The organism is Priestia sp. TRM10 (assembly GCF_057808375.1).
Genome location: NZ_JBJZOT010000002.1, coordinates 240,163 through 261,146, shown reverse-complemented (window position 1 = coordinate 261,146; position 20,984 = coordinate 240,163). Strand labels below are relative to the sequence as shown.

The 20,984-nt window shown below is 34.3% G+C and carries 19 protein-coding genes and 2 pseudogenes; 8 read left to right on the top strand and 13 right to left on the bottom strand.

Going from position 1 to position 20,984, the window contains the following annotated elements; all coding sequences use genetic code 11:
- Nucleotides 1–65 precede the first annotated feature (65 nt).
- Nucleotides 66–302 (top strand): YczF family membrane protein, encoded by a 237-nt coding sequence (locus ACK3CR_RS01320; RefSeq protein WP_243509698.1) that lies wholly within the window; start codon nucleotides 66–68, stop codon nucleotides 300–302.
- Nucleotides 303–843: 541 nt separating this feature from the next.
- Here the strand turns inward: ACK3CR_RS01320 and ACK3CR_RS01315 are convergent.
- Nucleotides 844–1,788 (bottom strand): alpha/beta hydrolase, encoded by a 945-nt coding sequence (locus ACK3CR_RS01315; RefSeq protein WP_488974604.1) that lies wholly within the window; start codon nucleotides 1,786–1,788, stop codon nucleotides 844–846.
- Nucleotides 1,789–2,120: 332 nt separating this feature from the next.
- Here ACK3CR_RS01315 and ACK3CR_RS01310 point away from each other — a divergent pair, with 332 nt between their 5' ends.
- The 3 genes from ACK3CR_RS01310 to ACK3CR_RS01300 all read left to right on the top strand — a co-directional run bounded on the left by ACK3CR_RS01310 (nucleotide 2,121) and on the right by ACK3CR_RS01300 (nucleotide 4,816).
- Nucleotides 2,121–2,528 carry a MerR family transcriptional regulator gene (locus ACK3CR_RS01310; protein WP_243520854.1) on the top strand — a complete coding sequence of 136 codons (408 nt, stop codon included), beginning with the start codon at nucleotides 2,121–2,123 and terminating at the stop codon, nucleotides 2,526–2,528.
- 263 nt (nucleotides 2,529–2,791) lie between these two features.
- Complete coding sequence (locus ACK3CR_RS01305; RefSeq protein ID WP_488974603.1) at nucleotides 2,792–3,961, top strand: MFS transporter; 1,170 nt, start codon at nucleotides 2,792–2,794, stop codon at nucleotides 3,959–3,961.
- A gap of 147 nt (nucleotides 3,962–4,108) precedes the next feature.
- A complete protein-coding gene (locus tag ACK3CR_RS01300; RefSeq protein WP_243509701.1) occupies nucleotides 4,109–4,816 on the top strand; it encodes an SDR family oxidoreductase in 708 nt (235 codons plus the stop codon).
- Nucleotides 4,817–5,076: 260 nt separating this feature from the next.
- Here the strand turns inward: ACK3CR_RS01300 and ACK3CR_RS01295 are convergent, their stop codons facing one another.
- The 6 genes and pseudogenes from ACK3CR_RS01295 to ACK3CR_RS01270 all read right to left on the bottom strand — a co-directional run bounded on the left by ACK3CR_RS01295 (nucleotide 5,077) and on the right by ACK3CR_RS01270 (nucleotide 11,574).
- Nucleotides 5,077–5,577 carry a hypothetical protein gene (locus tag ACK3CR_RS01295; RefSeq protein WP_243509702.1) on the bottom strand — a complete coding sequence of 167 codons (501 nt, stop codon included), beginning with the start codon at nucleotides 5,575–5,577 and terminating at the stop codon, nucleotides 5,077–5,079.
- Between the two features lie 287 nt (nucleotides 5,578–5,864).
- Nucleotides 5,865–6,122 carry an HPr family phosphocarrier protein gene (locus ACK3CR_RS01290; protein ID WP_243509703.1) on the bottom strand — a complete coding sequence of 86 codons (258 nt, stop codon included), beginning with the start codon at nucleotides 6,120–6,122 and terminating at the stop codon, nucleotides 5,865–5,867.
- A 310-nt stretch (nucleotides 6,123–6,432) separates the two neighbouring features.
- Nucleotides 6,433–7,557 (bottom strand): annotated as a pseudogene (locus tag ACK3CR_RS01285) (FAD-dependent oxidoreductase).
- Nucleotides 7,558–8,021: 464 nt separating this feature from the next.
- Nucleotides 8,022–8,840, bottom strand: a complete 819-nt coding sequence (locus ACK3CR_RS01280; RefSeq protein WP_480380662.1) for a mechanosensitive ion channel family protein — start codon at nucleotides 8,838–8,840, stop codon at nucleotides 8,022–8,024.
- 404 nt (nucleotides 8,841–9,244) lie between these two features.
- A complete protein-coding gene (locus tag ACK3CR_RS01275; protein WP_488974602.1) occupies nucleotides 9,245–10,330 on the bottom strand; it encodes an NAD(P)H-dependent flavin oxidoreductase in 1,086 nt (361 codons plus the stop codon).
- Between the two features lie 41 nt (nucleotides 10,331–10,371).
- Nucleotides 10,372–11,574, bottom strand: coding sequence for a YbfB/YjiJ family MFS transporter (locus tag ACK3CR_RS01270; protein ID WP_488974601.1), 1,203 nt, complete (start codon nucleotides 11,572–11,574; stop codon nucleotides 10,372–10,374).
- Nucleotides 11,575–11,701: 127 nt separating this feature from the next.
- Between ACK3CR_RS01270 and ACK3CR_RS01265 the strand changes: the two genes are divergently transcribed.
- The gene (locus ACK3CR_RS01265) at nucleotides 11,702–12,598 is read left to right on the top strand and encodes a LysR family transcriptional regulator (RefSeq protein WP_488974600.1); all 897 of its coding nucleotides are present in this window, start codon (nucleotides 11,702–11,704) and stop codon (nucleotides 12,596–12,598) included.
- A gap of 67 nt (nucleotides 12,599–12,665) precedes the next feature.
- Here ACK3CR_RS01265 and ACK3CR_RS01260 read toward each other — a convergent pair whose 3' ends face one another.
- Together ACK3CR_RS01260 and ACK3CR_RS01255 are read right to left on the bottom strand one after the other, a co-directional pair.
- On the bottom strand, nucleotides 12,666–13,547 hold the full coding sequence (locus ACK3CR_RS01260; RefSeq protein WP_488974599.1) for a dihydrodipicolinate synthase family protein: 882 nt from the start codon (nucleotides 13,545–13,547) through the stop codon (nucleotides 12,666–12,668).
- 179 nt (nucleotides 13,548–13,726) lie between these two features.
- Entirely contained in the window at nucleotides 13,727–14,329 is a 603-nt protein-coding gene (locus ACK3CR_RS01255) for an FMN-binding negative transcriptional regulator (protein WP_488974598.1), read from the bottom strand.
- Nucleotides 14,330–14,451: 122 nt separating this feature from the next.
- Here ACK3CR_RS01255 and pdxR point away from each other — a divergent pair, with 122 nt between their 5' ends.
- On the top strand, nucleotides 14,452–15,873 hold the full coding sequence (pdxR, locus tag ACK3CR_RS01250; protein WP_328124514.1) for a MocR-like pyridoxine biosynthesis transcription factor PdxR: 1,422 nt from the start codon (nucleotides 14,452–14,454) through the stop codon (nucleotides 15,871–15,873).
- A 200-nt stretch (nucleotides 15,874–16,073) separates the two neighbouring features.
- Here the strand turns inward: pdxR and ACK3CR_RS01245 are convergent, their stop codons facing one another.
- Complete coding sequence (locus ACK3CR_RS01245; protein WP_488974597.1) at nucleotides 16,074–17,516, bottom strand: DHA2 family efflux MFS transporter permease subunit; 1,443 nt, start codon at nucleotides 17,514–17,516, stop codon at nucleotides 16,074–16,076.
- Between the two features lie 173 nt (nucleotides 17,517–17,689).
- Here ACK3CR_RS01245 and ACK3CR_RS01240 point away from each other — a divergent pair, with 173 nt between their 5' ends.
- Nucleotides 17,690–18,235 carry a TetR/AcrR family transcriptional regulator gene (locus ACK3CR_RS01240; RefSeq protein ID WP_243509712.1) on the top strand — a complete coding sequence of 182 codons (546 nt, stop codon included), beginning with the start codon at nucleotides 17,690–17,692 and terminating at the stop codon, nucleotides 18,233–18,235.
- A gap of 173 nt (nucleotides 18,236–18,408) precedes the next feature.
- Here ACK3CR_RS01240 and ACK3CR_RS01235 read toward each other — a convergent pair whose 3' ends face one another.
- Nucleotides 18,409–19,329, bottom strand: a complete 921-nt coding sequence (locus tag ACK3CR_RS01235; protein WP_488974596.1) for a bifunctional helix-turn-helix transcriptional regulator/GNAT family N-acetyltransferase — start codon at nucleotides 19,327–19,329, stop codon at nucleotides 18,409–18,411.
- Between the two features lie 225 nt (nucleotides 19,330–19,554).
- Here ACK3CR_RS01235 and ACK3CR_RS01230 point away from each other — a divergent pair.
- Nucleotides 19,555–19,796: pseudogene (locus tag ACK3CR_RS01230) on the top strand (IS6 family transposase); the annotation flags it as partial.
- A 73-nt stretch (nucleotides 19,797–19,869) separates the two neighbouring features.
- Here ACK3CR_RS01230 and ACK3CR_RS01225 read toward each other — a convergent pair.
- Nucleotides 19,870–20,295: a PaaI family thioesterase gene (locus tag ACK3CR_RS01225; RefSeq protein ID WP_480380668.1), complete on the bottom strand. Its 426-nt coding sequence runs from the start codon at nucleotides 20,293–20,295 to the stop codon at nucleotides 19,870–19,872.
- A 111-nt stretch (nucleotides 20,296–20,406) separates the two neighbouring features.
- On the bottom strand, nucleotides 20,407–20,931 hold the full coding sequence (locus ACK3CR_RS01220) for a gamma carbonic anhydrase family protein (RefSeq protein ID WP_488974595.1): 525 nt from the start codon (nucleotides 20,929–20,931) through the stop codon (nucleotides 20,407–20,409).
- Nucleotides 20,932–20,984 lie beyond the last annotated feature (53 nt).

Here is a 20,984-nt window from a genome sequence, read left to right as displayed (position 1 = left end):
TCTCAAAAGAAATTTGTATCATATTAGAGGAAAGGGAAAATTCTATTAAGTGGAGTGTGATAAGTATGAAAATCATAGGTGTTTCCCTTTTAATGACAGGATGTTTAATGGGTTTATCTCTAAGCATCGATATTTTTCAAGGATTAGATGTTTTTCAAGCATTGTACAATGCTGTAAACCCTTTTCGTATAATGGAAGTTATGGAATTATTTGTTCTCTGTTTTCTTCTCCTTGTATTTTTTGCTGAGTCTGTCTACATTTTTATAAAGAAGAGGAAGAGAAAGGAAAAAGAAGGAAGGTAACTACGTATAAAGCCTAATCTTTCAAAATGAAAAAGAATAAATTTAATCCATTTCAAACTAAGAACAGCGTAATAGAGTGCTTAATGATTAAAAACAAGGCTCTAGAATAACCTCTAAACACTTTAGAAAGGGAGTAAACACCAAAATAAAAATTTTAAAACTAAAATTAGTTTGCTATTTTTTAGGATAAAAAAAGACTAATCTTGGACACCTTAATGACGATTATTTAAATTTAGTCATCATCCATTATTCTTTTCTCTCTCTCCATTTCCATCTCAATCCATTGCTTAACTTTTTCTAGACGAGCATCAAAGGCTTGTTGATAGAACTCTGTTAATTGATGTTCAAAGAAGTATTGAACTTTAAACCTTAGAGCTAACTTTAAGGAAAATGTTTTGAGTACAAATTTTATTCGACTTAAGGATTCCCTAAGAATGGTGTTTTATTATCCCCATTCTTAGGAAGTAAACCCGCTATGTTATCATTTTTTAACGTTCATCTTTTCCATTTACAAATTCTCACTTTTACTTTGAAGCAATTGTTACTTCAGATTCTCGGTAAAGAAAGCTTCTAACTTGTCGAACGGTATCACATCCGTTTTGTCGTACAAATCAACGTGTCCTGCATTTGGAACGATGTACAGCTCTTTTGGATCTGTCGCCAATTTGTAGGCATCTTCACTAAAATATCGTGAGTGAGCACGCTCGCCCATGATGAACAAAATAGGTCTTGGCGAAATCGATTTAATGTACGTAAGCAGTGGAAAGTTCATAAACGACATGCTGCTTGTCACGGTAAATTGAGTAATAGAGTTTGGGTGGTACCCACGAGGTGTAGAATAGAACTCGCCAAACTCGCGACCGATAGGGTCTGTATTATCGTCAAATCCAATAGGAGCTCCTCGTGGGGTCAGCGCTGGCTCGTTCCCCTCAAACTCCGCATAGCGTTGCTCGGCAATTTCATCAAGTATTCTGTTGCGCTCTTCTTCGGTTAATGAATCCTTAAATCCGTTGGCTTGTACACGGGACATATCATACATGCTGACTGTAGCTATAGCCTTGATGCGTCTATCGACCTGTGCTGCACTGATTGCAAAACCACCACTACCACACATACCAATGGCCCCAATTTGATTTCTATCTACAAACGGGCGTGTACCTATATAATCAACAGCTGCGCTGAAATCTTCTACGAATAGATCAGGCGAAGAAAGGTGCCGTGGCTCTCCACTACTGTATCCGTTGTACGATGGGTCAAACGCAAGAGCTACAAAACCACGCTCTGTCATATTTTGAGCATAAATACCCGACCCCTGCTCTTTAACACCACCATAAGGCGCCCCTATAATAACGGCTGCGTGTTTCTTTGACTTATCAAAGTCTTTTGGCAAGTAGAGATCTGCCGCAATTTTGATTCCAAACCTGTTGTTGTATGAAACTGATTTCCTTGTTAATTTATTGCTTAACTCAAAAATATAATTTGACATATTAAATGACATCCTTTCATGTTAAAATCCCCTTTTATTCATTTCCCTGCCTACTTTATTCTCTTACAAAGCAATGTTAATGGTTATAGTTAACTCTAAGTCAAGTAGTTAATTTATATTTTTTGAAGATTCCTTCTCATCCAGGTTTCATATCATCTATCAAGATAGCCTATATTATAGCTACATTTATTTTCTAAAGTAACCTCCGCTAAATAGAGCCCATTTCACTTTTCTCTATAAGTTGAATTTGACATTCCATAAATACAATGATAAAATTTTGCGAAAATTAGAGTTAACTCGAAGTGTAAATATTTAAGAAGAGGAGATAAATGATGAAGACCTATTCTATCAGTGAAGTTGCAAAAGAGTTGAATCTTACACCATATACCTTGCGTTACTACGACAAGGAAGGACTTATGCCTTTTGTAGAACGGACACCAAATGGAACACGAATGTTTAAAGAATCTGACATCAACGCTTTAAAAATAATTGAATGTCTGAAAGCCACTGGGATGCCTATTAAGGAAATTAAAGATTTCATTGATTGGTGTTCTGATGGGGATGCCACGTTGCAGCAAAGATATGACATGTTTACGGAGCGAAAAGCTATAGTAGAAGCACAGATGGAAGAGCTAAAAAAAACAATGGAAGTCATCGATCATAAACGCTGGTATTATAAGACTGCATTAGATGCTGGGACGGAAGATATTCATAAAAACGATAAAATAGCGGAGTTCTAATTAATAGAAAACCACCTGGATTTCAAACTATGTAAATGAAATCCAGGTGGTTTTTGTTTTTTCTAAAATTTTCTCTTGCGTTAGAGTTGACTGTAACTTTTATACTTACTCGTGTAAATGATATTAATGATAATTACGGGAGGTGAAAAACCTGTTTGGTAATAAAATTTGTTTTATAACTGGGGCCTGTAATTAAACGGTTGCATTAAACGAAATGATGATTCGTCCAACTAAATAAGATATCTAGTATAGGAGTTGTTTTTTTGGCTAAACGAAATAATTTATTAATAGTTATACTAACCATAGGAACTTTCGGCATTATAAATACTGAAATGGGGATTATAGGGATATTACCTTCCATTGCGAATCACTTTGATGTCAGTGTATCAAAAGCAGGATTACTTGTGAGTGTGTTTGCACTTACGGTTTCAATATGTGGTTTAATTATGCCATTATTATTTTCGGGGGTAAATCGCAAGAAGGCCATGTTACTTGTACTGGGTATCTTCATTTTAAGTAACATTGTCTCTCTATTTGCAACAAATTTCACGATTGCAGTCCTTGCTCGTGTAATTCCAGCCATTTTTCATCCCATTTATTTTTCAGCTGCTTTTACAGTAGCTGCTAATTTAGTTCACAAGGAAGAAGCTCCAAAAGCTGTTGCTAAGGTACTTATGGGCGTATCTGCAGGTATGGTGCTTGGTGTACCTATCGCAAGTCTTCTTGCTAGTACCGTTTCGCTTCAAGTAGCGATGTTATTCTTTGCTATTGTGAATGCTCTAGTATTCATTGCTACCTTAGTATTTTTCCCTTCTATGCCAGTTAAAGAAAGGCTTTCTTACGGAGCACAGGTAAGCGTATTAAAAAAAACACCTACTTGGCTTTCCATTGTTACTGTCCTTTTAATCAATTCAGCCATATTTGGAGTATATAGTTATCTTGCTGAGTATCTTAGAACGATTACAAATATCTCTGGAAAATCCATTAGTGTCATGTTAGTTCTATTTGGTGGGGCAAACATTATTGGAAACATTGTGGCAGGAAAGTTACTCACTAAAGATGCCATCAAATCTATTGTTTCTTTCCCATTCGTATTAGGAGTCGTTTACATCATATTATTCTTAATCGGACAATTTACTTTACCTATGGCTATCATGACTTTAGTTTGGGTAATATTAGCTGGTATAGGAAATAATATAAATCAATATTGGATTACGTCTGCAGCCCCAGAAGCTCCTGATTTCGCTAATGGATTGTTTGTAACGTCTGCTAACTTAGGAACAACAATGGGTACAGCTGTAGGTGGATTATTTATATCAGGATTAGGTACACAATACATCTTATTAGTGGGTGTATTATCATTGCTATTAAGTTTGCCATTTATTCTGTTGAGAAACTACATGTATAATCCTATAAAACAACTTTCTAAATAAGGAATACATTCAACATTCTTTAAGAGCTCCCTGTGCATGATTCATTTATGTTCCCTGTCCTATTTTCTTTTATTAAATTTCTAGGGTGTGTAGATCTACTCTAGCAAAAGATTATAAGATTAATAGTCTAAGAATGGAGGATTTAAAATGTCAAAGGATATTAAAGTTGCACTTGTCACCGGCGGGAATCGAGGTATTGGATATGAACTGGTCAAACAATTGGCGTTGAATAGTTTTAAAGTCATTTTAGCGAGTCGGGATCCAGAAATGGGCCATGAAGCTGTGCAAAAACTTAAGGAGTCAAATCTTGATGTGTCGTTTGTAGTGATGGATGTAGATAATCAAGAAAGCATTCGCCAAGCTATGGTTACAATAAATGAGCAGTATGAAAGATTAGACGTATTGATTAACAATGCTGGCGTGTATTTGGATAAAAATAAAAAATTAGTGGCTATGGACCCTTCTGTTCTGGAGAAAACGATGGGAACGAATTTCTTCGGCGCTTACCATGTCATCCGTTCCTTCATTCCCATCATGGAAAAACAAGGTTATGGAAGAATAATTAATGTTTCTTCAGAATATGGGGCGTTAAGCGAAATGTCTTATCAAGGAGTAGGAGCATATAAATTGTCTAAGCTTGTTTTAAATGGATTGACACAATTAATAGCTGCAGAAATTAATGGTGATATTAAAATAAATGCGGTCGATCCGGGGTGGGTAAGTTCAGATATGGGGGGACCATCTGCTCCAAGAACTCCTAAACAAGCAGCCGAATCTATTCTTTGGTTAGCGACGATTGGACCTGAAGGACCTAACGGGAAATTTTTTAGAGATGGAAAACGCATCGATTGGTAGAAATACAGTAAGAGTAAATGATTTGGTGTTCCAGTGTGATTTTATAAAACTGTCTTTTGCAATTGTTATAGTTTAAAAACCAATTATTAAAGAAAAAAAGCCAATCATCCTACTTAGGATGATTGGCTTTTCTATAATTTTGTTGAGGAATCTACAGTAATTTCCTAATTGTCTATAATAAAAAATTTAGTTTACTAATGAATACTATGCTTAGAGTTCCAAAAATCAAACAATAATTGAGACATCTTTTCTACCTAGTTCTAGGAACAAGTAATTTCTATTGAATTAGAATCAGATATATTTTTCACCTGAACAATAAGCTCTAGAGGGTTTTCTTCGTTATTTCTTTTATTCAAATGTAATTTTTCATACCAATCTTTCTCACTCATGATTGTTGCTTGGTTTTCTATCTCTCCTTCAAAATAAATCTCAAAACCTTTTAAAGAACTAATGCCAGACTCTACATCATTGTTTTCTTTATAGTAGTCCATTAATTCTTTTTCACTGAGTTTAGATGATAACCTTATGTAAGCAACGACCGTGGGTGTGGGTTTATCTTTACTCCCCCAAAGAGCTTCTCCATATAAAACTTCGTAGTCAAAACCTTTATCTGTGATCTCTGTTTTAGGAGGAAGTGGATAAGAGAAGAGTTTGTCTGCAAAGTTCCTAGCAGTCTCTCTTTCATAATTCAGAAGACTATAAGACCATTCTATAAAGAATGCTAATACTAGTAATATCATTCCCCACTTATACTTTTTCAATATAAGAAACCTCCTATATGAATCCTTTCATAAAAAACTGAGACCTATAAGATACGGGTCTTACTATTCTCTCTATAACTTACAAAGTAATCTGTTACATTTAGATAATATGGTCACTATTAGAGTATCGATGTTAGTAGCAAATTTAAATAATAAGACCTAACAAAAAGCAAGAAAACTACTCAAATATTATTTATAAAGAACAATAATATAAAATTGAAAACTTGTTTATCAAATCTGAAATTCTCCGACTCTCCGAATGATTTCTAATATTTTACTCATTATATTTATGTAAGGTTTGAAAGATATTTTTTTAAGGTTTTCATTGCCACTTGTTCATCAAATCCATGCACCACTAGGGTGATTTCATCTCCTTCTTTAATTACTAAATCCATAATCTTCATGATATCTTTTCCATTGGCAACCTTTCCGCTTTTAGAAAGAATGACTTCACTTTTAAACGAGGAAACTTTGCGTACAAATAAAGCTGTATGTCTCGCTTGGAGTCCTCGTGGTAGTTGCACTATAAGATTTTTCATTAACATATTTTCTCACCTTATTCCCTTCCGCTTATTTTTTCTCCCTAATCTGCATGGTTGGTCATGAAACTAGCGTTGTGCTAAAGATTTCTTTAAGACATATATCGATATTTTAAATGTTAGAGTGGACTCTAAGACAAGTGTTAACAGTGAAAAAATTTGTTTATTTTACGTAAATTAGAAAATATCACAAATAAAAAAGCACAAATCCGTTATTAATTAACGAGTTTGTGCTTTTTTTACTTCCTCGAATATGTTTTATGTTAACTTCTTTATTCTAAATAACTTTTCATAACAAAGAACCCTCTACAGGAGATTAGTAAGCTTCTTGTAGAATGCAATCGCTTTTAGCTATAATCTCTTCTTGAGCAAAATTACCTTCTAACTCATTTTTAAGAAGTTCAGCAGATAGCGATTGAATAGCACGAGCTCTTGGAAATCTTCTTATGTAATAAGAATGAAGTGCTTCTTCTAAAGAGGACTTATTAGAAAGTGCTTCTCCTAATACACTAGCATCTTCCATAGCCATAGCAGCTCCTTGAGCTAAATTAGGGGCACTAGCATGAGCTGCATCTCCACCAATTACTACACGGTTACGATACCATTTTTCTTCTAATACGACTTCTTCAATAAGATTGAAAATGATAGGTGTATCTTTGTTAAAACAAGTTTTGATGAAATCCGCTTTGCCATGAAAATGTTTTAAAATTTTATTAACAGTATGGTAACGTTTTTTTTCATCATCCCAATAGTCTGAAGGAACAGGCTTTAAAATAAATAGATATCCCTCTTTATCTGTTAAAGGAAAGATTCCGACTTTTGTATTCCCGTTCAGCAACATGTAACTTCTTTTTGAGATTGCATTTTTTTCAAATGTTATAGGAACTCTCCATGCACCCATTCCTAAATATTGAGGAGTAACCTTTCTCCCTAACATGATATCTCTTACTTGAGATCGTATCCCATCGAAACTCACTAAAAGATCAGCTGAGACTTGAGTTCCATCTTTAAAAGATAGGATAACCTCTGTTTGATTCTCCTGGTAGGTAGTAAAATTTTTCTTCCATTCTACTATTACTCCAAGCGATAATGCTTTAGAAAGGAGAACATCTTTTAAACGTGATCTCCAAATTGAATTTCTTCCTGGTCCATCCGCATTCATAAATTTCTGGTTCACTTCAAGAAGCAAATTCCCTTCCTTGTCCATAATTTCTAGATAATCTAGTTGTACTCAAGATTTTAAACAATCTTCATATACACCTAAATCTTTAAGTACTTTAAATGTATTTTGAGATTGGGTAATGCCGGAACCTGACGGAGCACCTTTTTCATTTCTTTCATATACAGTTACATTTAGACCCGTTTTTCTTAAAGCAATAGCAGCCGATAACCCTCCAATACCTGCCCCTACCACAACAGCATTTCTCAGTTTTTCTTGCATATTAACACTTACCTTTCCTTACATGATACTATAAGAATTCAATATGGAAGTAACATAGATAAGCCAAAATTAGATAGACCAATCGAGATATAAATTAACTACTTCATAAAGATATTCACTAAGTTTATTGATATATATGGCATTTTACATGATAGAAAAAATAAAATTAAGACTTTATTTTTTTAGCAATATGTGGACAATCTACAAAAATGAAGTATATAAATAAAGATAAGAATTAAAATTAATATAGTTAACATCTATAAAAGTATACCTATGTAAAAAGAAAAAGCCTTATTTTAAAATAAGGCTTTTTATAATACCGATAATCAACATTATGGTAACTATAAAAACGTGGATATAGACAAGAGAAGGGTCGTATTTTTTGCCCTGCGGAACGCTTTCGCTCAAAAAACCTCCCCCATTTTCACCTTTTCTATATCCGTTTTGTAGTCTTTGTTTACTTTTTAATTGCTTGTGTTAGGGCTCTCAGCCATCATTAAGTCGTTCTTGTAGGCAGCCATTGCCAGTTCATATCTCACCTTTTTACTTGCTTCCACAAAATCATTTTCCTTTACAAGAGCTGATAATGAATATTGGTGACCTCTGAAATCCACGTTCAGTTCAGTGATTTGATTGAATTGAAAACTCTCCTCGGGAACTCCGTCCTCATCTTTCAACAGATATTGACCATATTTCTCGTTGCATATTCGTGCCACTTCCTCCATCACCTTGAAGGCATCATCCGGATTTTGCTTATAGTTGAGGACAAGGCTTTCGTTTACTCTGCGCCTTCCTCGGTTCCCGTTCTGAAGTTCCGTGATGTTACTATAGGAGACTGTATAGAGGTATCCGTCATACTGGCGAATCTTTAGGTAGCGCATGCTGATTTCCTCTATTTTCCCCTGACGATTTCCATTGAGGATGACATAATCCCCGTGATGGAGCTGGCGCTCAAACAAGTAGGTCAGCCCCATTATGTAATCGCGGATGATATGCTGGAAAATCAATGCCAAGGCACTTGCAAACACGACCGAACCTGTGATAAGCTTTGTCATCTCGAAGAAAGGGCTAAGCAAATAAATAAAGAACAAAGCCAATCCTAATACTTTTGTCACCTGGTTGAAAAAATGCATCAACGTCTCTTCCCGTTTTTCATCCAAGAAGCTTGTTTTATCAAAAAAAAGCTTGATGGATTTGCGGATAAAATAAACTATAAGTATAATCAGCAGCGCCACAATTAAAACCTTTACAGGAAACTGCTGGAACAATCCAGAGAAAAACACCCTATCAACTCCTTACTTTTTTACACTATACCAAAAGAATGCCCTTAAGGACAAAAAACTTCCTTTCTCAACAAACCTTAACGATAATAGCATGGTTTCATAAAAAACAGAAGCATTATCGCCGCTTCTTGAAGATTAATTACATTGACCGTAATATAATGTAAATTAAAAGTGAAACAAAAATAAAACAAGTAGCTAGAAATGGCTGCTTGTTTTATTAATTATATGAGAAAAATTACAGTTTTATAAATGACTATAAAAGTATACCTAAAAGAAAAAAGCGTAAAACCTTTGTCACTCAATGGTTTTACGCCTTTTTTACTTCGTATAAAATCTATTATGTTAACCCTGATCCAATTTCTGAGCCAATACATTTATGTATATAAATATATTGTTTCATGGTTTTAGCTGTAATTAAATGTTGTTAAAACGCTTTTTGCTTGTTGCATAGTAGTATTAATTATCTCTGTTGCTGTTTTATCTTTCTCCAGTAATCGTGTTCCTTGACCACACCATAAAGACATATATTCTTTATTATTTTGCTTAGCTGCAGCCTTTCGAATATCTCCTGTCACAGCATTTTGTGTAGGAAAAGCTAAAGGTTGAATCTTAGAATGATCAAATTCCTTAATAAAAGCATTTTTAATTCCTCTTGCTGGGCGACCTGAAAAGTTCTTTGTAATAACAGTACTTTCTTCATCACTATCATATAGAGCTTGTTTATAGCACGGATGTGTTCCAGACTCTTTTGTAGCTAGGAATGCAGTTCCCATCTGAATACCACTTGCACCTAAAGTTAGAGCTGCTATTAACCCCCTTCCATCCATAATTCCACCAGATGCCACAACAGGAATATTAACTCTATCTACTACTTGAGGAATGAGAGAGAAGAGCCCAATATTAGCTCCATCAGGATGTTCATTCATATCAAATGTTCCTCGATGACCACCAGCTTCACTTCCTTGTGCTACGATAATATCTGCACCTTGTTCTTGAGCTTCTAAAGCTTCTCTAACCGTTGTAACCATTGTAATAACCTTCATGCCTTGCTCTTTTGCTATTTTCATAGCATAAGAGGGAAGAATGCCAAAAGCTGTACTCACGACGGGGACTTGTTCTTCCATTAATACTTTAAATTGATTTTTAAATAAATTTTGAGTTTTGATTTCTTGATCACTACGCTTAATATGCAAAATGTCTCGCATAGCATCTAACATATGTTGAACTTCTTCCATACCAACTGTATTATCTATCATATCAGTAGCAAACAGGTTCACTGCAAATGTCTTATCTGTATGTTTTCTAATTTCTTGCACTGTCTGCCGAATATCCTCTGGCCTCATATAAGCAGCTCCCAATGTCCCTAGGCCTCCAGCTTCACATACATTCACAATAAGCTCTACTGTTGTAATCCTATCCCCGGCCATACCAGCTTGTATGATTGGTACTTCAATATTTAAAACTTCACAAACACGATTATATAAATTCATCTTTTCTCCTCCAGATTATGAAGTAAGTTACAACGTTTGTATTAAGATTTAAATAAATGATGTGACTTGCTTTTTGATTCTTTTTTCCTTTCATATTTTAATCCTGAAATAAGTGAGATCGCCCCTATAAGGATAATCCCTGCTGCTCCCAATAAGGAAGCATGATAATTACTTGTAGCTTCTGAAAGAGCTCCTGCAAGAGTTGGACCAATCATTTGTCCAATTGCATAAGCAGCTGTAAACACCCCCATTATTCGGCTATTATTTGTTGGTACCATTTTTCCTAGCAATGTAGCTCCAAGAGACGTAATCCCCATAAAAGTGGCTCCAAAGATCGCTGCACTTGTAAACAAACTAAACGACGAGGAAAAAAACACAGGAATACTAACTCCTACTGCTTGTAATAACATAGCTAGAACTAATAATTTTATAAATCCCCATCTTTTAGCAAGTGATGACCATATTAGGCAAGATGGAATAGCCGTTACACCAACAACCGTCCAAATTATAGAAGAGTCAAAATGGAAAGAGGATGTATTCTGAGCAATTGAGACAATAAATGTACCCGTTACAATATACCCTAGGCCTTCACAACCATTAGCCAATATCAAGAAAGGTAGCCATTTTCTTGGTGGCACTAAGCTTTTTTGAAATGCCTTGCCTTTTTTGGTATGTAAGAAACCAGGAGTTTCTTTAAAGGTTAGAAAGACAACAAGTAATAAAAATAAACTTAATCCAGATAAACCAATCCAAGCTCCTTTCCAGCCCCAACTATTATAGAACAGTGGAATAGAAATACCGGTTAGGAAAATTCCAGACCCAGGTCCCATATAAAAAAAACCAGACCAATTCGTCTTATCTATCCCTCTCAGTTTCTCTAAAACCATGCTTGAAGCTAAGACAAAAACAATGGCACTACATATGCCAGATAGAAACCTAAGTATTGCCCAACCTATATAAGAGGTAGTCAAACTCATAAGGAGTGTTGTCACTACCCCAATAATTAGGCTTAGTCTTAAAATAGGAACCGTTCTTGCTCTCATGGAAAATAGTCCTGTTAAAATTGCTCCAATTAGATAACCTGTATAATTAGCTGAAGCTAGATAACCAGCAATTGTTTCGGAAAACTCAAATTTCTGCTGCATAAGGGGCAAAATAGGCGTATAAGAAAATCTTCCGATGCCTAATGCTATCGCCATTGCAAGTAAACCCCCTGTCAAAAAGGAGAGCTGTTTTTTATCCATTTCTTCACTCCTTACAAAAGATGCTACATATTTATCATATATAATTTTATCCATATGGTATAATTCAAAAAAAAGATATTTGCCATCGCTCAAACAGATGGCAAGCGGAAGTCAGGTGTTAAGAAGCATGGATATTCAATCATTGCGTATTTTTAAGGTGGTTGCTGAGCATGGAAGTATAACGAAGGCTGCAAAAGAGTTAAACTATGCACAGTCCAATATAACAACTCGAATGCAGCAATTAGAAAGTAGCCTACAGACAGTCTTGTTTTATCGACATAATAAGGGAATTACATTAACAACAAAGGGAGACTTGTTATTAACCTACACTGATAAAATTTTTCGTCTTTTCGAAGAAACTAGACAAGTCATGCGGGATGAAGAAGAGCCTCAAGGTCCGTTATATATTGGGTCAATGGAAACAACAGCTGCTGTTCATTTGCCTATGTTTATCTTAAGATATCATTCTACCTACCCAAAAGTTGATCTAACTTTAAAGACTGGGCCTACTGCTCAGCATATTGAAGGAGTACTAAATTATAAATTAGATGGTGCATTCGTTTCCGGCCCTGTACAGCATCCTGATCTCGTTGCCAAAAAAATTTTCAGAGAAGAATTAGTATTAGTTAGCAGTTTGTTACCTTCTTATCCTTTAAAGTTAGAGAACATTGGTAACTTAACATTGTTAGTGTTACATAAAGGTTGCTCTTACCGCCAAAAACTTGAGAGTTGGTTACACAAAGAAGGAATTAGACCCTCCAAAGTTATGGAGTTCGGCTCCTTAGATGCACTTATGGGTTGCGTAGCAGCTGGTCTAGGGGTTAGTTTACTTCCTCTATCTATTATCCAAAAATATAGTCATCTAGAAGAGATTACCCATTATTCTCTCCCTGAAGAATTCACTTTAGTTGATACATTTTTTATTCATCGTGCTGATAATACCTTCTCCACCCCTCTTCTTAAATTCATAGAGCTATTCCAAGAAGAGAAGTCATCTATAACTTGTGAAGAAAAGAGAAATTAAAAAAATAGCTGGAATGTGTGTTATGTTAACTAAAAACCGAACAACAGTAGAATAGAAGCCTACTGTTCTATGAAGTAGGCTTCTTTAATTCCACATTTCCAAGTGGACTTCTACAAATCCCTAATAAAATCCCCTTTTGATTTATCATTTCTTTTACATGTACTAAAGGACTTCCTTGATATACTTGTTCAATAATAGTGTTTACCTTCTTTTGCTCTTGCTCGGTTATCTCTTGATTAGTAAGTATTTTACTAAACCATTCCTTGCATTCTATAGGAAAGATGTTCCCTGCAATGGAAGAAAGTCGATTAAACCCTTCTAATACTTTTTCTTTTAATTCTAATTCTCCACCAGCATAAAAATAAAAATCATTTCTTTTAATATGTTTTTTTAAGGACGCAACTCTTTCTTTATTTCCAGCTTCTTTTATTCCTACCACATAATTTGTCTTACTTAACTGGACAATACTTTCTAATGATAAGTCAAATCCAGTTCGTTTAGGATTATTATATAAAATAGTAGGCTTGTGGCTAAGATTGATAATTCTCTTTGTATAAACGATCGCTTCTTCTTGTGTAGGTGAAATATAAGGTGGATATCCAAGCAGAATGCCTGCTACTTTTGTATTACAAATCTTCTTTGCTAATTCTTCTGCTTCTAACTGTCTAATGGATGATACACCAAATATAATCTCCATATGATTAATAAGTTCTTCTTCCCCTACTAAATGATTTAGTATCTCAATCTTCTCTTTAAGTGTTAAACTATGTTGCTCTCCAGTGGTACCACAGACCAAAACAGATTTTACTCCTTGATTATACAAATATCTGATATGTTCTATTGTTCCTTTAATATTTAGGGATTCATCTTTAAAGAACCCTGTTGGTACAGCAACATGAAATGTTTCTTGTAACATAACGACATCCTCTTTCCTTTTATCTTTTAACATCACTATCTCAATTTTCTGCTTCTACCATATACTCAAAAGAAGTGTATACTTCTAAATGTTCTTAGGATTCATCTACAAATAACTTAGGATTACCTTATGATCTTTTACTGTTCTTCATTGGCATGATAGATATCTCACATGTTGAACCGAAAAATTCACTTCCTTAGAAGTAAATCCTTTTACAAATAATCTTTCATATAAGACGCTATCTTTTGTTCATCCTCCCTTTTGAACTTTTCTAGTTCTTGAATAACTAACTTCTTCCGTTCCAATGAATGATTTTGACTCAATTTTGCTTTTCCTTCAATTTTTTCAATCTTAATTTTAAAACCTACGATCCCTTTTGTCATACCTTCTAAAAACATTTCATCAACCTCATCTAACTGATAAGTACTGTTAGGTACTTCATATTTTTCCACTAAATCATTTAAAGATTTCTTTAGTTCCTCGTTCTCTATAAATTCAAAATTCCCATATACATGAACCGCTAAGTAGTTCCAAGTTGGTACAGATCGATTTGATTCATACCAAGAAGATGAAATATAACAATGAGGCCCGTGAAAGATAGCCAGAACACTTTGATCATGAATATCTTTCCATTGAGGATTTGGACGTGCAAAATGCCCATATAGATATTCCCTGTTTTGATCCATCATCAGGGGAATATGAGTAGCAAAAGGCTCTCTCTTATGGTGTGAGAAAACAGTAGCAAATCCATAATCTTGAATGATGTCATAAATCAATTCATCGTTTTCAATTTTAAAATATGATGGGATATACATAGAGACACTCCTTTGACTTTGTAATGGCTAGAATATAAACTCATTATAATAAAGAAACTGGACCTATCAAAAGAACCAGATTATAAGAATTTTTAGGTGCCAGTCTGGTAAGGAGATCAATAATGTTAGAGATAATGCCAAATTTAAATAGCACTAAAAAAGAGCCCTTATATCTTCAACTTTATGAGTATCTGAGAAAGGAAATACAAAAAGGAAATATTCCCCCTCATAGTAAGTTGCCTTCTCAAAGAAATTTGGCAAACCATCTAAGCTTAAGTCGTAATACGATTAATACTGCGTACCAACAGCTTGTTACGGAAGGATATGTTAGAAATGAGGAAAGAAAAGGATTATTTGTTGAAGAGATCAAAAATGAAATGTTGTTAACGGAACCTTATAGTCCTGGTATCAGAGAAACTACAAACAACGAGTTGAATGCTTATGAAGGTAAATCAATAAAGATGAAATATGATTTCAAATATGGAGATATAGATTTAACTCATTTTCCATTTAAATTATGGCGTCAGTTAACTTTGAAGAGTCTTGCACATGAACAAGATCATTTATTGTTATACGGACATCCACAGGGGGAGTTAGAACTTCGTAAATATATTGCTAGATATCTATATCAATCTAGAGGAGTTGAATGTTCGGAAAACCAAATTATTATTGGGGCCGGTACACAATATCTATTAAGCATGCTGTGTAAAATAGTAGGTAGAGAATTAGTTTATGGTATAGAAGAGCCAGGTTATAATCGCGTAAGATTTATATTTAAGGAGTATGGACAAGTAGTCAAGCCTATCCCTCTTGATCAAAATGGAATAAATGTTACTCACTTAAAAGATAGTAAAGTGAAAGTCGTTTATGTGACCCCTTCTCATCAATTCCCGTTAGGGATGGTAATGCCCATATCTCGACGCCTAGAGTTAATAGAATGGGCAAAGGAAACAGGAGGATATATTATTGAAGACGATTATGATAGTGAATTTCGATATGAAGGAAAGCCTATTCCCTCTCTCCAAAGTCTTGATTCAAATGGAAAAGTAATCTATATGGGAACTTTTGCGAAGTCTCTCATTCCATCACTACGCTTGAGCTATATGGTACTTCCTAGTAAGTTATTGATTGAATATAACAAACACTTTATTGGTTATGCGCAAACCGTTTCCAGATTACATCAACATACGCTAAAGCTCTTTATAGAAACTGGTCAATGGTCCAGACATCTGAACAAAGTAAGAAATATTTATAAGAAAAAGCACAATGCTTTGCTTACTGCTATCAGAGCTCATATGGATGGTAAAGTAAAAGTAATGGGTTCGGGAGCTGGATTACATGTGCTTTTAGAACCTAAAAATAATATGACAGAGAGAGAACTTATTGATAAGGCTAGAGAACAGGGAGTTTTAGTGTATCCTGTATCTACATTTTATGATCAGCGATCTCATCAAGAGTACCCTCAAATCCTCCTTGGGTTTGCTGGTTTAGATGAGAATGGGATTAATGAAGGAGTGCAGTTACTTTCTAAAGCTTGGTTCTGACTTTTTCCCCTACTTGCAAATCTGAATTATAAAAGGATGCAAAACTGTCCGTAGAAATATATCTAAAGGAAATGAAGCCTATTTAGACATTAATAACATAAAACCTCCTTACAAAAACAGAAGCCTACCTGAGAAATCTCAAATAGGCTTTTGTTTCATATACACATAGATAAAAATAGTGTCTATCTTAGTTGAGAGATTTACTTTTCTCTTTTTGGACAGCTACTTTTTTTAGGCATTAGAGTAGCAAGAATTAAGGCAACAAAAGATAACACTAACATAAACATGTAGGCATCACTTGAACCATAAATAGAAGATAACTTAGCAAGTTGCATAGCTGCCATATTCGCATTCTCAGTAGATAACTCCGTAGCGCGTGATGTGGCTTGAATTGTATACACTGTAACAACTACTGCCGTTCCAATAGCTCCTGCTAATTGTCGGACGGTATTATTGACTGCTGAACCATGCGAACCTAACTCTCTTGGTAAAGCATTTAATCCTGCTGTATTTAAAGGCATGGAGATAAAGCTTAGTCCAATTCGTAAAATAATGGTACGGACCATTAAGTATATATAAGTTGTGGATTCAGTTAAATCAATTACCCCCCACATGGAAATCATAATAAATATTAACCCCGTAATAAAAGTGGGTCTTGGCCCGTATTTATCATACATTTTTCCTGTGACTGGCGATAAAAAGGCATTAATAACAGCTCCAGGTAATAATAGTAATCCAGCTTCAAATGCGGTAAAACCTCTTCCATCTTGTAAGTAAATAGGTAAAAGAATAAGATCCGCATACATAATCATTGTAATAAGTATGTTAAGGATGGATGTAAGGGTAAATACTTTATACTTAAATACAGATAAATTCAATAATGGATCATTAGATTTGATTTGTCGTAAACAGAAAAGAATAGTAACAATTACACCAACAACAATGGTCGTGATAACTACAGGATGATCCCATCCTTTACTTCCAGCACTACTAAACCCGAATAAAATACAGCCAAAACCAATTGTAGATAACAAAACACTCACAACATCTAATTTTGCTTTTGCCGTTTCGGAAACGTTCATTAAATATTTAAATGCTAGAACAATAACGATTAATACAAAGGGAACTAATCCAATAAATAGCCATCTCCAGGAAACATACTCAACAACAAAGCCCGATAAAGTAGGAGCGATAGCTGGTGCAAAGATTATTGCAAAGCCAATGGTCCCCATAATACTTCCGCGCTTTTCACTAGGATATAAATATAAAATTACGGTCATCATTAGTGGTGTAATGATGCCTGCTCCAATCGCTTGAATCATTCTTCCTGTCAACAGAACCCCAAAATTCATAGCACAAGCACATAGTACAGATCCAATGAACAAGAAGAACATCGAGCTAATAAATAGCTGCCTTGTTGTAAAACGTTTCATTAAAAATGCTGTAATCGGTACTAAAACACCATTTACAAGCATAAAGCCTGTGGATATCCATTGTACAGTTGCAGCTGTAACATTAAATATATCCATGAAACTACTTAAAGCCACGTTTAAGAGCGTCTGATTTAATGTCGATAAGAAACAGCCGGCAATTAGGACAATTAATAAGATTTTCTTATTTCTTTCCGTTATCTCCTCCTGCATATATAAGCTCCTTCATTTTTCACTTGAATTATCAACACTGTGTCGATAAAATTCATAGTAACAAAATATCTATTCCTTGACCATGAACAGTTTATCTGAAAGTGTTCACTACTCGACGCAGAAAATAAGTTATGTCGATAAAGTCTCGGTAAAATCTACAAAGGGGTTTAAAAATGTCTATCTCTAAAAAAGAAGATCCTCGTACTACTCGTACGAGAGAAATGTTTAAAAGCGCCGTCTTTTCTCTCCTAGGTAAAGATCCAATTCTCTCAAACTTAACCGTTAGAAAAGTTGCATCTGAAGCAGGGTTAAATCGAACAACGTTTTATTTACACTATCAAGATATTCAAGATTTATTGACACAAATTACAGATGAAATTCTCCATGAGCTTTCTGATAAAACCTGTGATTTAATCCATGCAAAAGATTTGTCTGAAAAGCAAAAGCTAACCCAATTGCTTGATTATTTATATATCCATCGAACTTATTTGCTTACTCTATTTAAAATAGATCAATTTGAGGAACAGTTATTTTTACTGTTAAAACAATTAATAGAAACCAGAAGAAAAAATACGGAGGAGAATCTACCTGATGATTATGTTGCAGTTGATATTAAAACAGCCTCTCTGGTAGGTATCATTATGTGGTGGATAAAAAACGGCCTTCATTTTAGTTCAAATTATATTACCAAACAAATTTATTTAATGTATAAATCATAAACATTAGATAGGGAAATATGCTCTTATTTAAAATTAGAATGTTAGCTCGTTTATAGAGAAAACTAGGATGATTGTGGAACGTATCTAACGTTTTACTCAGATAGATAAATAATTAATAATAAAGCAGCCTAGTAATGTCTAGGCTGCTTTATTTCTTTTTAAAGGAAATTTGATTATCTTAATTCTAAATCCCATCGTTCTTCAATAAGTTTTTGTCCCCACAATAATTGTTCTTCTTTCATTTCAGCAATTTCAAACCCGAATTTTTTATATAATCGTCTTGCTATCGGTAAACTACTTATCGTCCATAAAATGACACGTTCATATTGTTGCTCTTTACAATAATTAAGTAGGGACTGAATTAATTGTGTGCCTACTCCTTTTCCGCGTGTATAGTCTTCAACGATAAACCACCTTAACATAGCCGTCTTTTCATTTTCCTTTACTAATCCTATGGAGCCTGCAAATTCTCTATGATTTTCTGCAATCCAGACTTTTTCTATTTCTGTATCAAAAGTTTCATGGAGATAGTCTAGAAATGTCTCATCAAATCCATAGTTATCTGTATAGAAAGCTCTTTGTTTTTCAATAATAAGCTCTTTTTTATCTTCAGGGTTATAATCTCCTTTTATGTAAACATCGCATTCTTTTTGGTTAATTTGTTGTGACAATATTTCTTCAATGGTATGCATTGATTTAATCAGAGTTTGCTGTTTATTACTATCTAAATTTTCCAGGAAGAATCTAACCTGCTCATTAGCTTTATCTTCTAAATCATAGTAAATATTTTTTGCCTTTTCAGTTAGATGGATAAAATAAGTACGACCATCTTCTTCCGATTTTTCTTTATAAATCATGTTTTGTTCGTCAAAACGTTTTAAAATTCTACTCACATAACCACGATCTAAAGCTAATTCTTCTTGCAACAATTTAGCCGTACAATTGTTTTTACTGTTAATCTCAAATAAAATTCGTGTTTCTGTTAATGAAAAAGGACTATCATATATCTCTTGATTGAGCAAACCAAGAACTTTGGTATAAAAACGATTAAATTGTCTAAACCCAGATACATTTTCACAATTCGATTCTATCATATTAAAATAACCTCCTTTAAATATAATTGACTTTAGCAACTATATTTAAAGTGTAAATGTTAATAGTTGATAAAGTCAACTATATTATTTTTTTGATAAATGATTACCTATAATGAACATTATGTTAACCAGCATTTCTGTAAAAAATAAACGAATGTACTTAAGCCAAAGGAGACTATCTGTAAATAAATAGTGAAGCCCTTTTCCTATATTACTACAGTGAAAGAAGGGTTGAAGAAAGAGAAAAAGATGCCCATAGGCATCCAAAAATAAGGAAAAATATCTAAATAACATTGTGAAAGAGAATCATCGTTTTATTAAAAAGAGTTCGATGGCAGGGGTGAAATCTTTTCATACAGCCAAATCGATTCTACTGGGAATAGAAGCAATGTATTTTATTAAAAAAGGACAATTCTGTCCAAAAATAAGTAAAGTTTATTCACCAACTATGTGGAATGGCTGTATAAGAACAAATTCTACTAGGAATCTATATATATCTTTCAAGTAGACTTAATTTTTACATTAGAACCGTTCTAGACCCTATCTCTCTTCCAGAATCATTACAGAAGAAACAACATCACTCACTTTTTTTTCATTTTGAAATAACTCTGCTACAAGATAGGCGACTTTCTTTCCTAGTCTTCCTACTTTAGCTTCAACCTCTACTGTTCCTACGGATACTGGTCGGTGGTATGAGGTATGTAAATCAATCGACGCAAACGTTTGATTATCTTTAAGCTTTGATGTAATCGCGTACGCCATCATAATATCGGCTGCTGAAGCGATAAATCCTCCCATCGCTACCCCATTCCCATTGAGAAATTTTTCATCAACCGTCCAAACCCCTTTTGATACTCCGTCCTTAGCAAACGTTACTTTAATCTGTAGTGTTAAATCACAATTCGGAGGAACTTTGTCTTCGTTTACTACATCAAGAAGATCAGTTTTATTGTATATTTTAGTCATCACGGTCTCCTGTTTCACCTATTATTTATAGTTCAATCGAAAAATGTTTGGAGTCAATTTCAATCTTGTACCAAGTATGATTAGTCCTTTTTTAACCTTATTTTTCCTTAATCAATTGTTCTTTAATAATTTATTCTCTTTAAATAAATTTGCATTCTTTACATAATGTAAAGATCCTTCTATTGCACGTTGAATATCTTTAGGTGATAGCTTCCGGATTTCCTTAGCCGGTACACCTGCAACTAACATACCTGGTTCAATCTCTTTTCCGTCTGGTACCAACGCTCCAGCCGCAATTAAAGCTCCTTCTCCAATGACTGCTCCATTTAAAATAGTGGCATCCATGCCAATTAGCGCACCATCTTTCACGGTACATCCGTGTAATGTCACATTGTGCCCAACCGTCACATATTCACCAACATATACAGGATAGCCTTGATCAACGTGCACAATTGCCCCATCCTGAATATTTGATCCTTTACCAATCATTATTTTTTCATTGTCTCCTCTTAAAACTGAATTAAACCATATAGAAGTGTCTTCCATGAGTTCAATATTTCCTATTAATTGTGATCCTGGAGCTAGGTATGTGCTTGCATGTACTTTTGGATAATAATCTTTAAATTTATATAACATGATCAATCCGTCCCTTTATTCATAATAATAAATGAGAAGATACTACCCAACTT

What these genes read in the sequence shown, in the direction of transcription:
- ACK3CR_RS01320 (WP_243509698.1), top strand. Translation starts at nt 66, where the DNA reads ATGAAAATCATAGGTGTTTCCCTTTTAATGACAGGATGTTTAATGGGT.
- ACK3CR_RS01315 (WP_488974604.1), bottom strand. Translation starts at nt 1,788, where the DNA reads ATGTCAAATTATATTTTTGAGTTAAGCAATAAATTAACAAGGAAATCA.
- ACK3CR_RS01310 (WP_243520854.1), top strand. Translation starts at nt 2,121, where the DNA reads ATGAAGACCTATTCTATCAGTGAAGTTGCAAAAGAGTTGAATCTTACA.
- ACK3CR_RS01300 (WP_243509701.1), top strand. Translation starts at nt 4,109, where the DNA reads ATGTCAAAGGATATTAAAGTTGCACTTGTCACCGGCGGGAATCGAGGT.
- ACK3CR_RS01290 (WP_243509703.1), bottom strand. Translation starts at nt 6,122, where the DNA reads ATGTTAATGAAAAATCTTATAGTGCAACTACCACGAGGACTCCAAGCG.
- ACK3CR_RS01275 (WP_488974602.1), bottom strand. Translation starts at nt 10,330, where the DNA reads ATGAATTTATATAATCGTGTTTGTGAAGTTTTAAATATTGAAGTACCA.
- ACK3CR_RS01270 (WP_488974601.1), bottom strand. Translation starts at nt 11,574, where the DNA reads ATGGATAAAAAACAGCTCTCCTTTTTGACAGGGGGTTTACTTGCAATG.
- ACK3CR_RS01265 (WP_488974600.1), top strand. Translation starts at nt 11,702, where the DNA reads ATGGATATTCAATCATTGCGTATTTTTAAGGTGGTTGCTGAGCATGGA.
- ACK3CR_RS01260 (WP_488974599.1), bottom strand. Translation starts at nt 13,547, where the DNA reads ATGTTAAAAGATAAAAGGAAAGAGGATGTCGTTATGTTACAAGAAACA.
- ACK3CR_RS01255 (WP_488974598.1), bottom strand. Translation starts at nt 14,329, where the DNA reads ATGTATATCCCATCATATTTTAAAATTGAAAACGATGAATTGATTTAT.
- pdxR (WP_328124514.1), top strand. Translation starts at nt 14,452, where the DNA reads ATGTTAGAGATAATGCCAAATTTAAATAGCACTAAAAAAGAGCCCTTA.
- ACK3CR_RS01245 (WP_488974597.1), bottom strand. Translation starts at nt 17,516, where the DNA reads ATGCAGGAGGAGATAACGGAAAGAAATAAGAAAATCTTATTAATTGTC.
- ACK3CR_RS01240 (WP_243509712.1), top strand. Translation starts at nt 17,690, where the DNA reads ATGTCTATCTCTAAAAAAGAAGATCCTCGTACTACTCGTACGAGAGAA.
- ACK3CR_RS01235 (WP_488974596.1), bottom strand. Translation starts at nt 19,329, where the DNA reads ATGATAGAATCGAATTGTGAAAATGTATCTGGGTTTAGACAATTTAAT.
- ACK3CR_RS01225 (WP_480380668.1), bottom strand. Translation starts at nt 20,295, where the DNA reads ATGACTAAAATATACAATAAAACTGATCTTCTTGATGTAGTAAACGAA.
- ACK3CR_RS01220 (WP_488974595.1), bottom strand. Translation starts at nt 20,931, where the DNA reads ATGTTATATAAATTTAAAGATTATTATCCAAAAGTACATGCAAGCACA.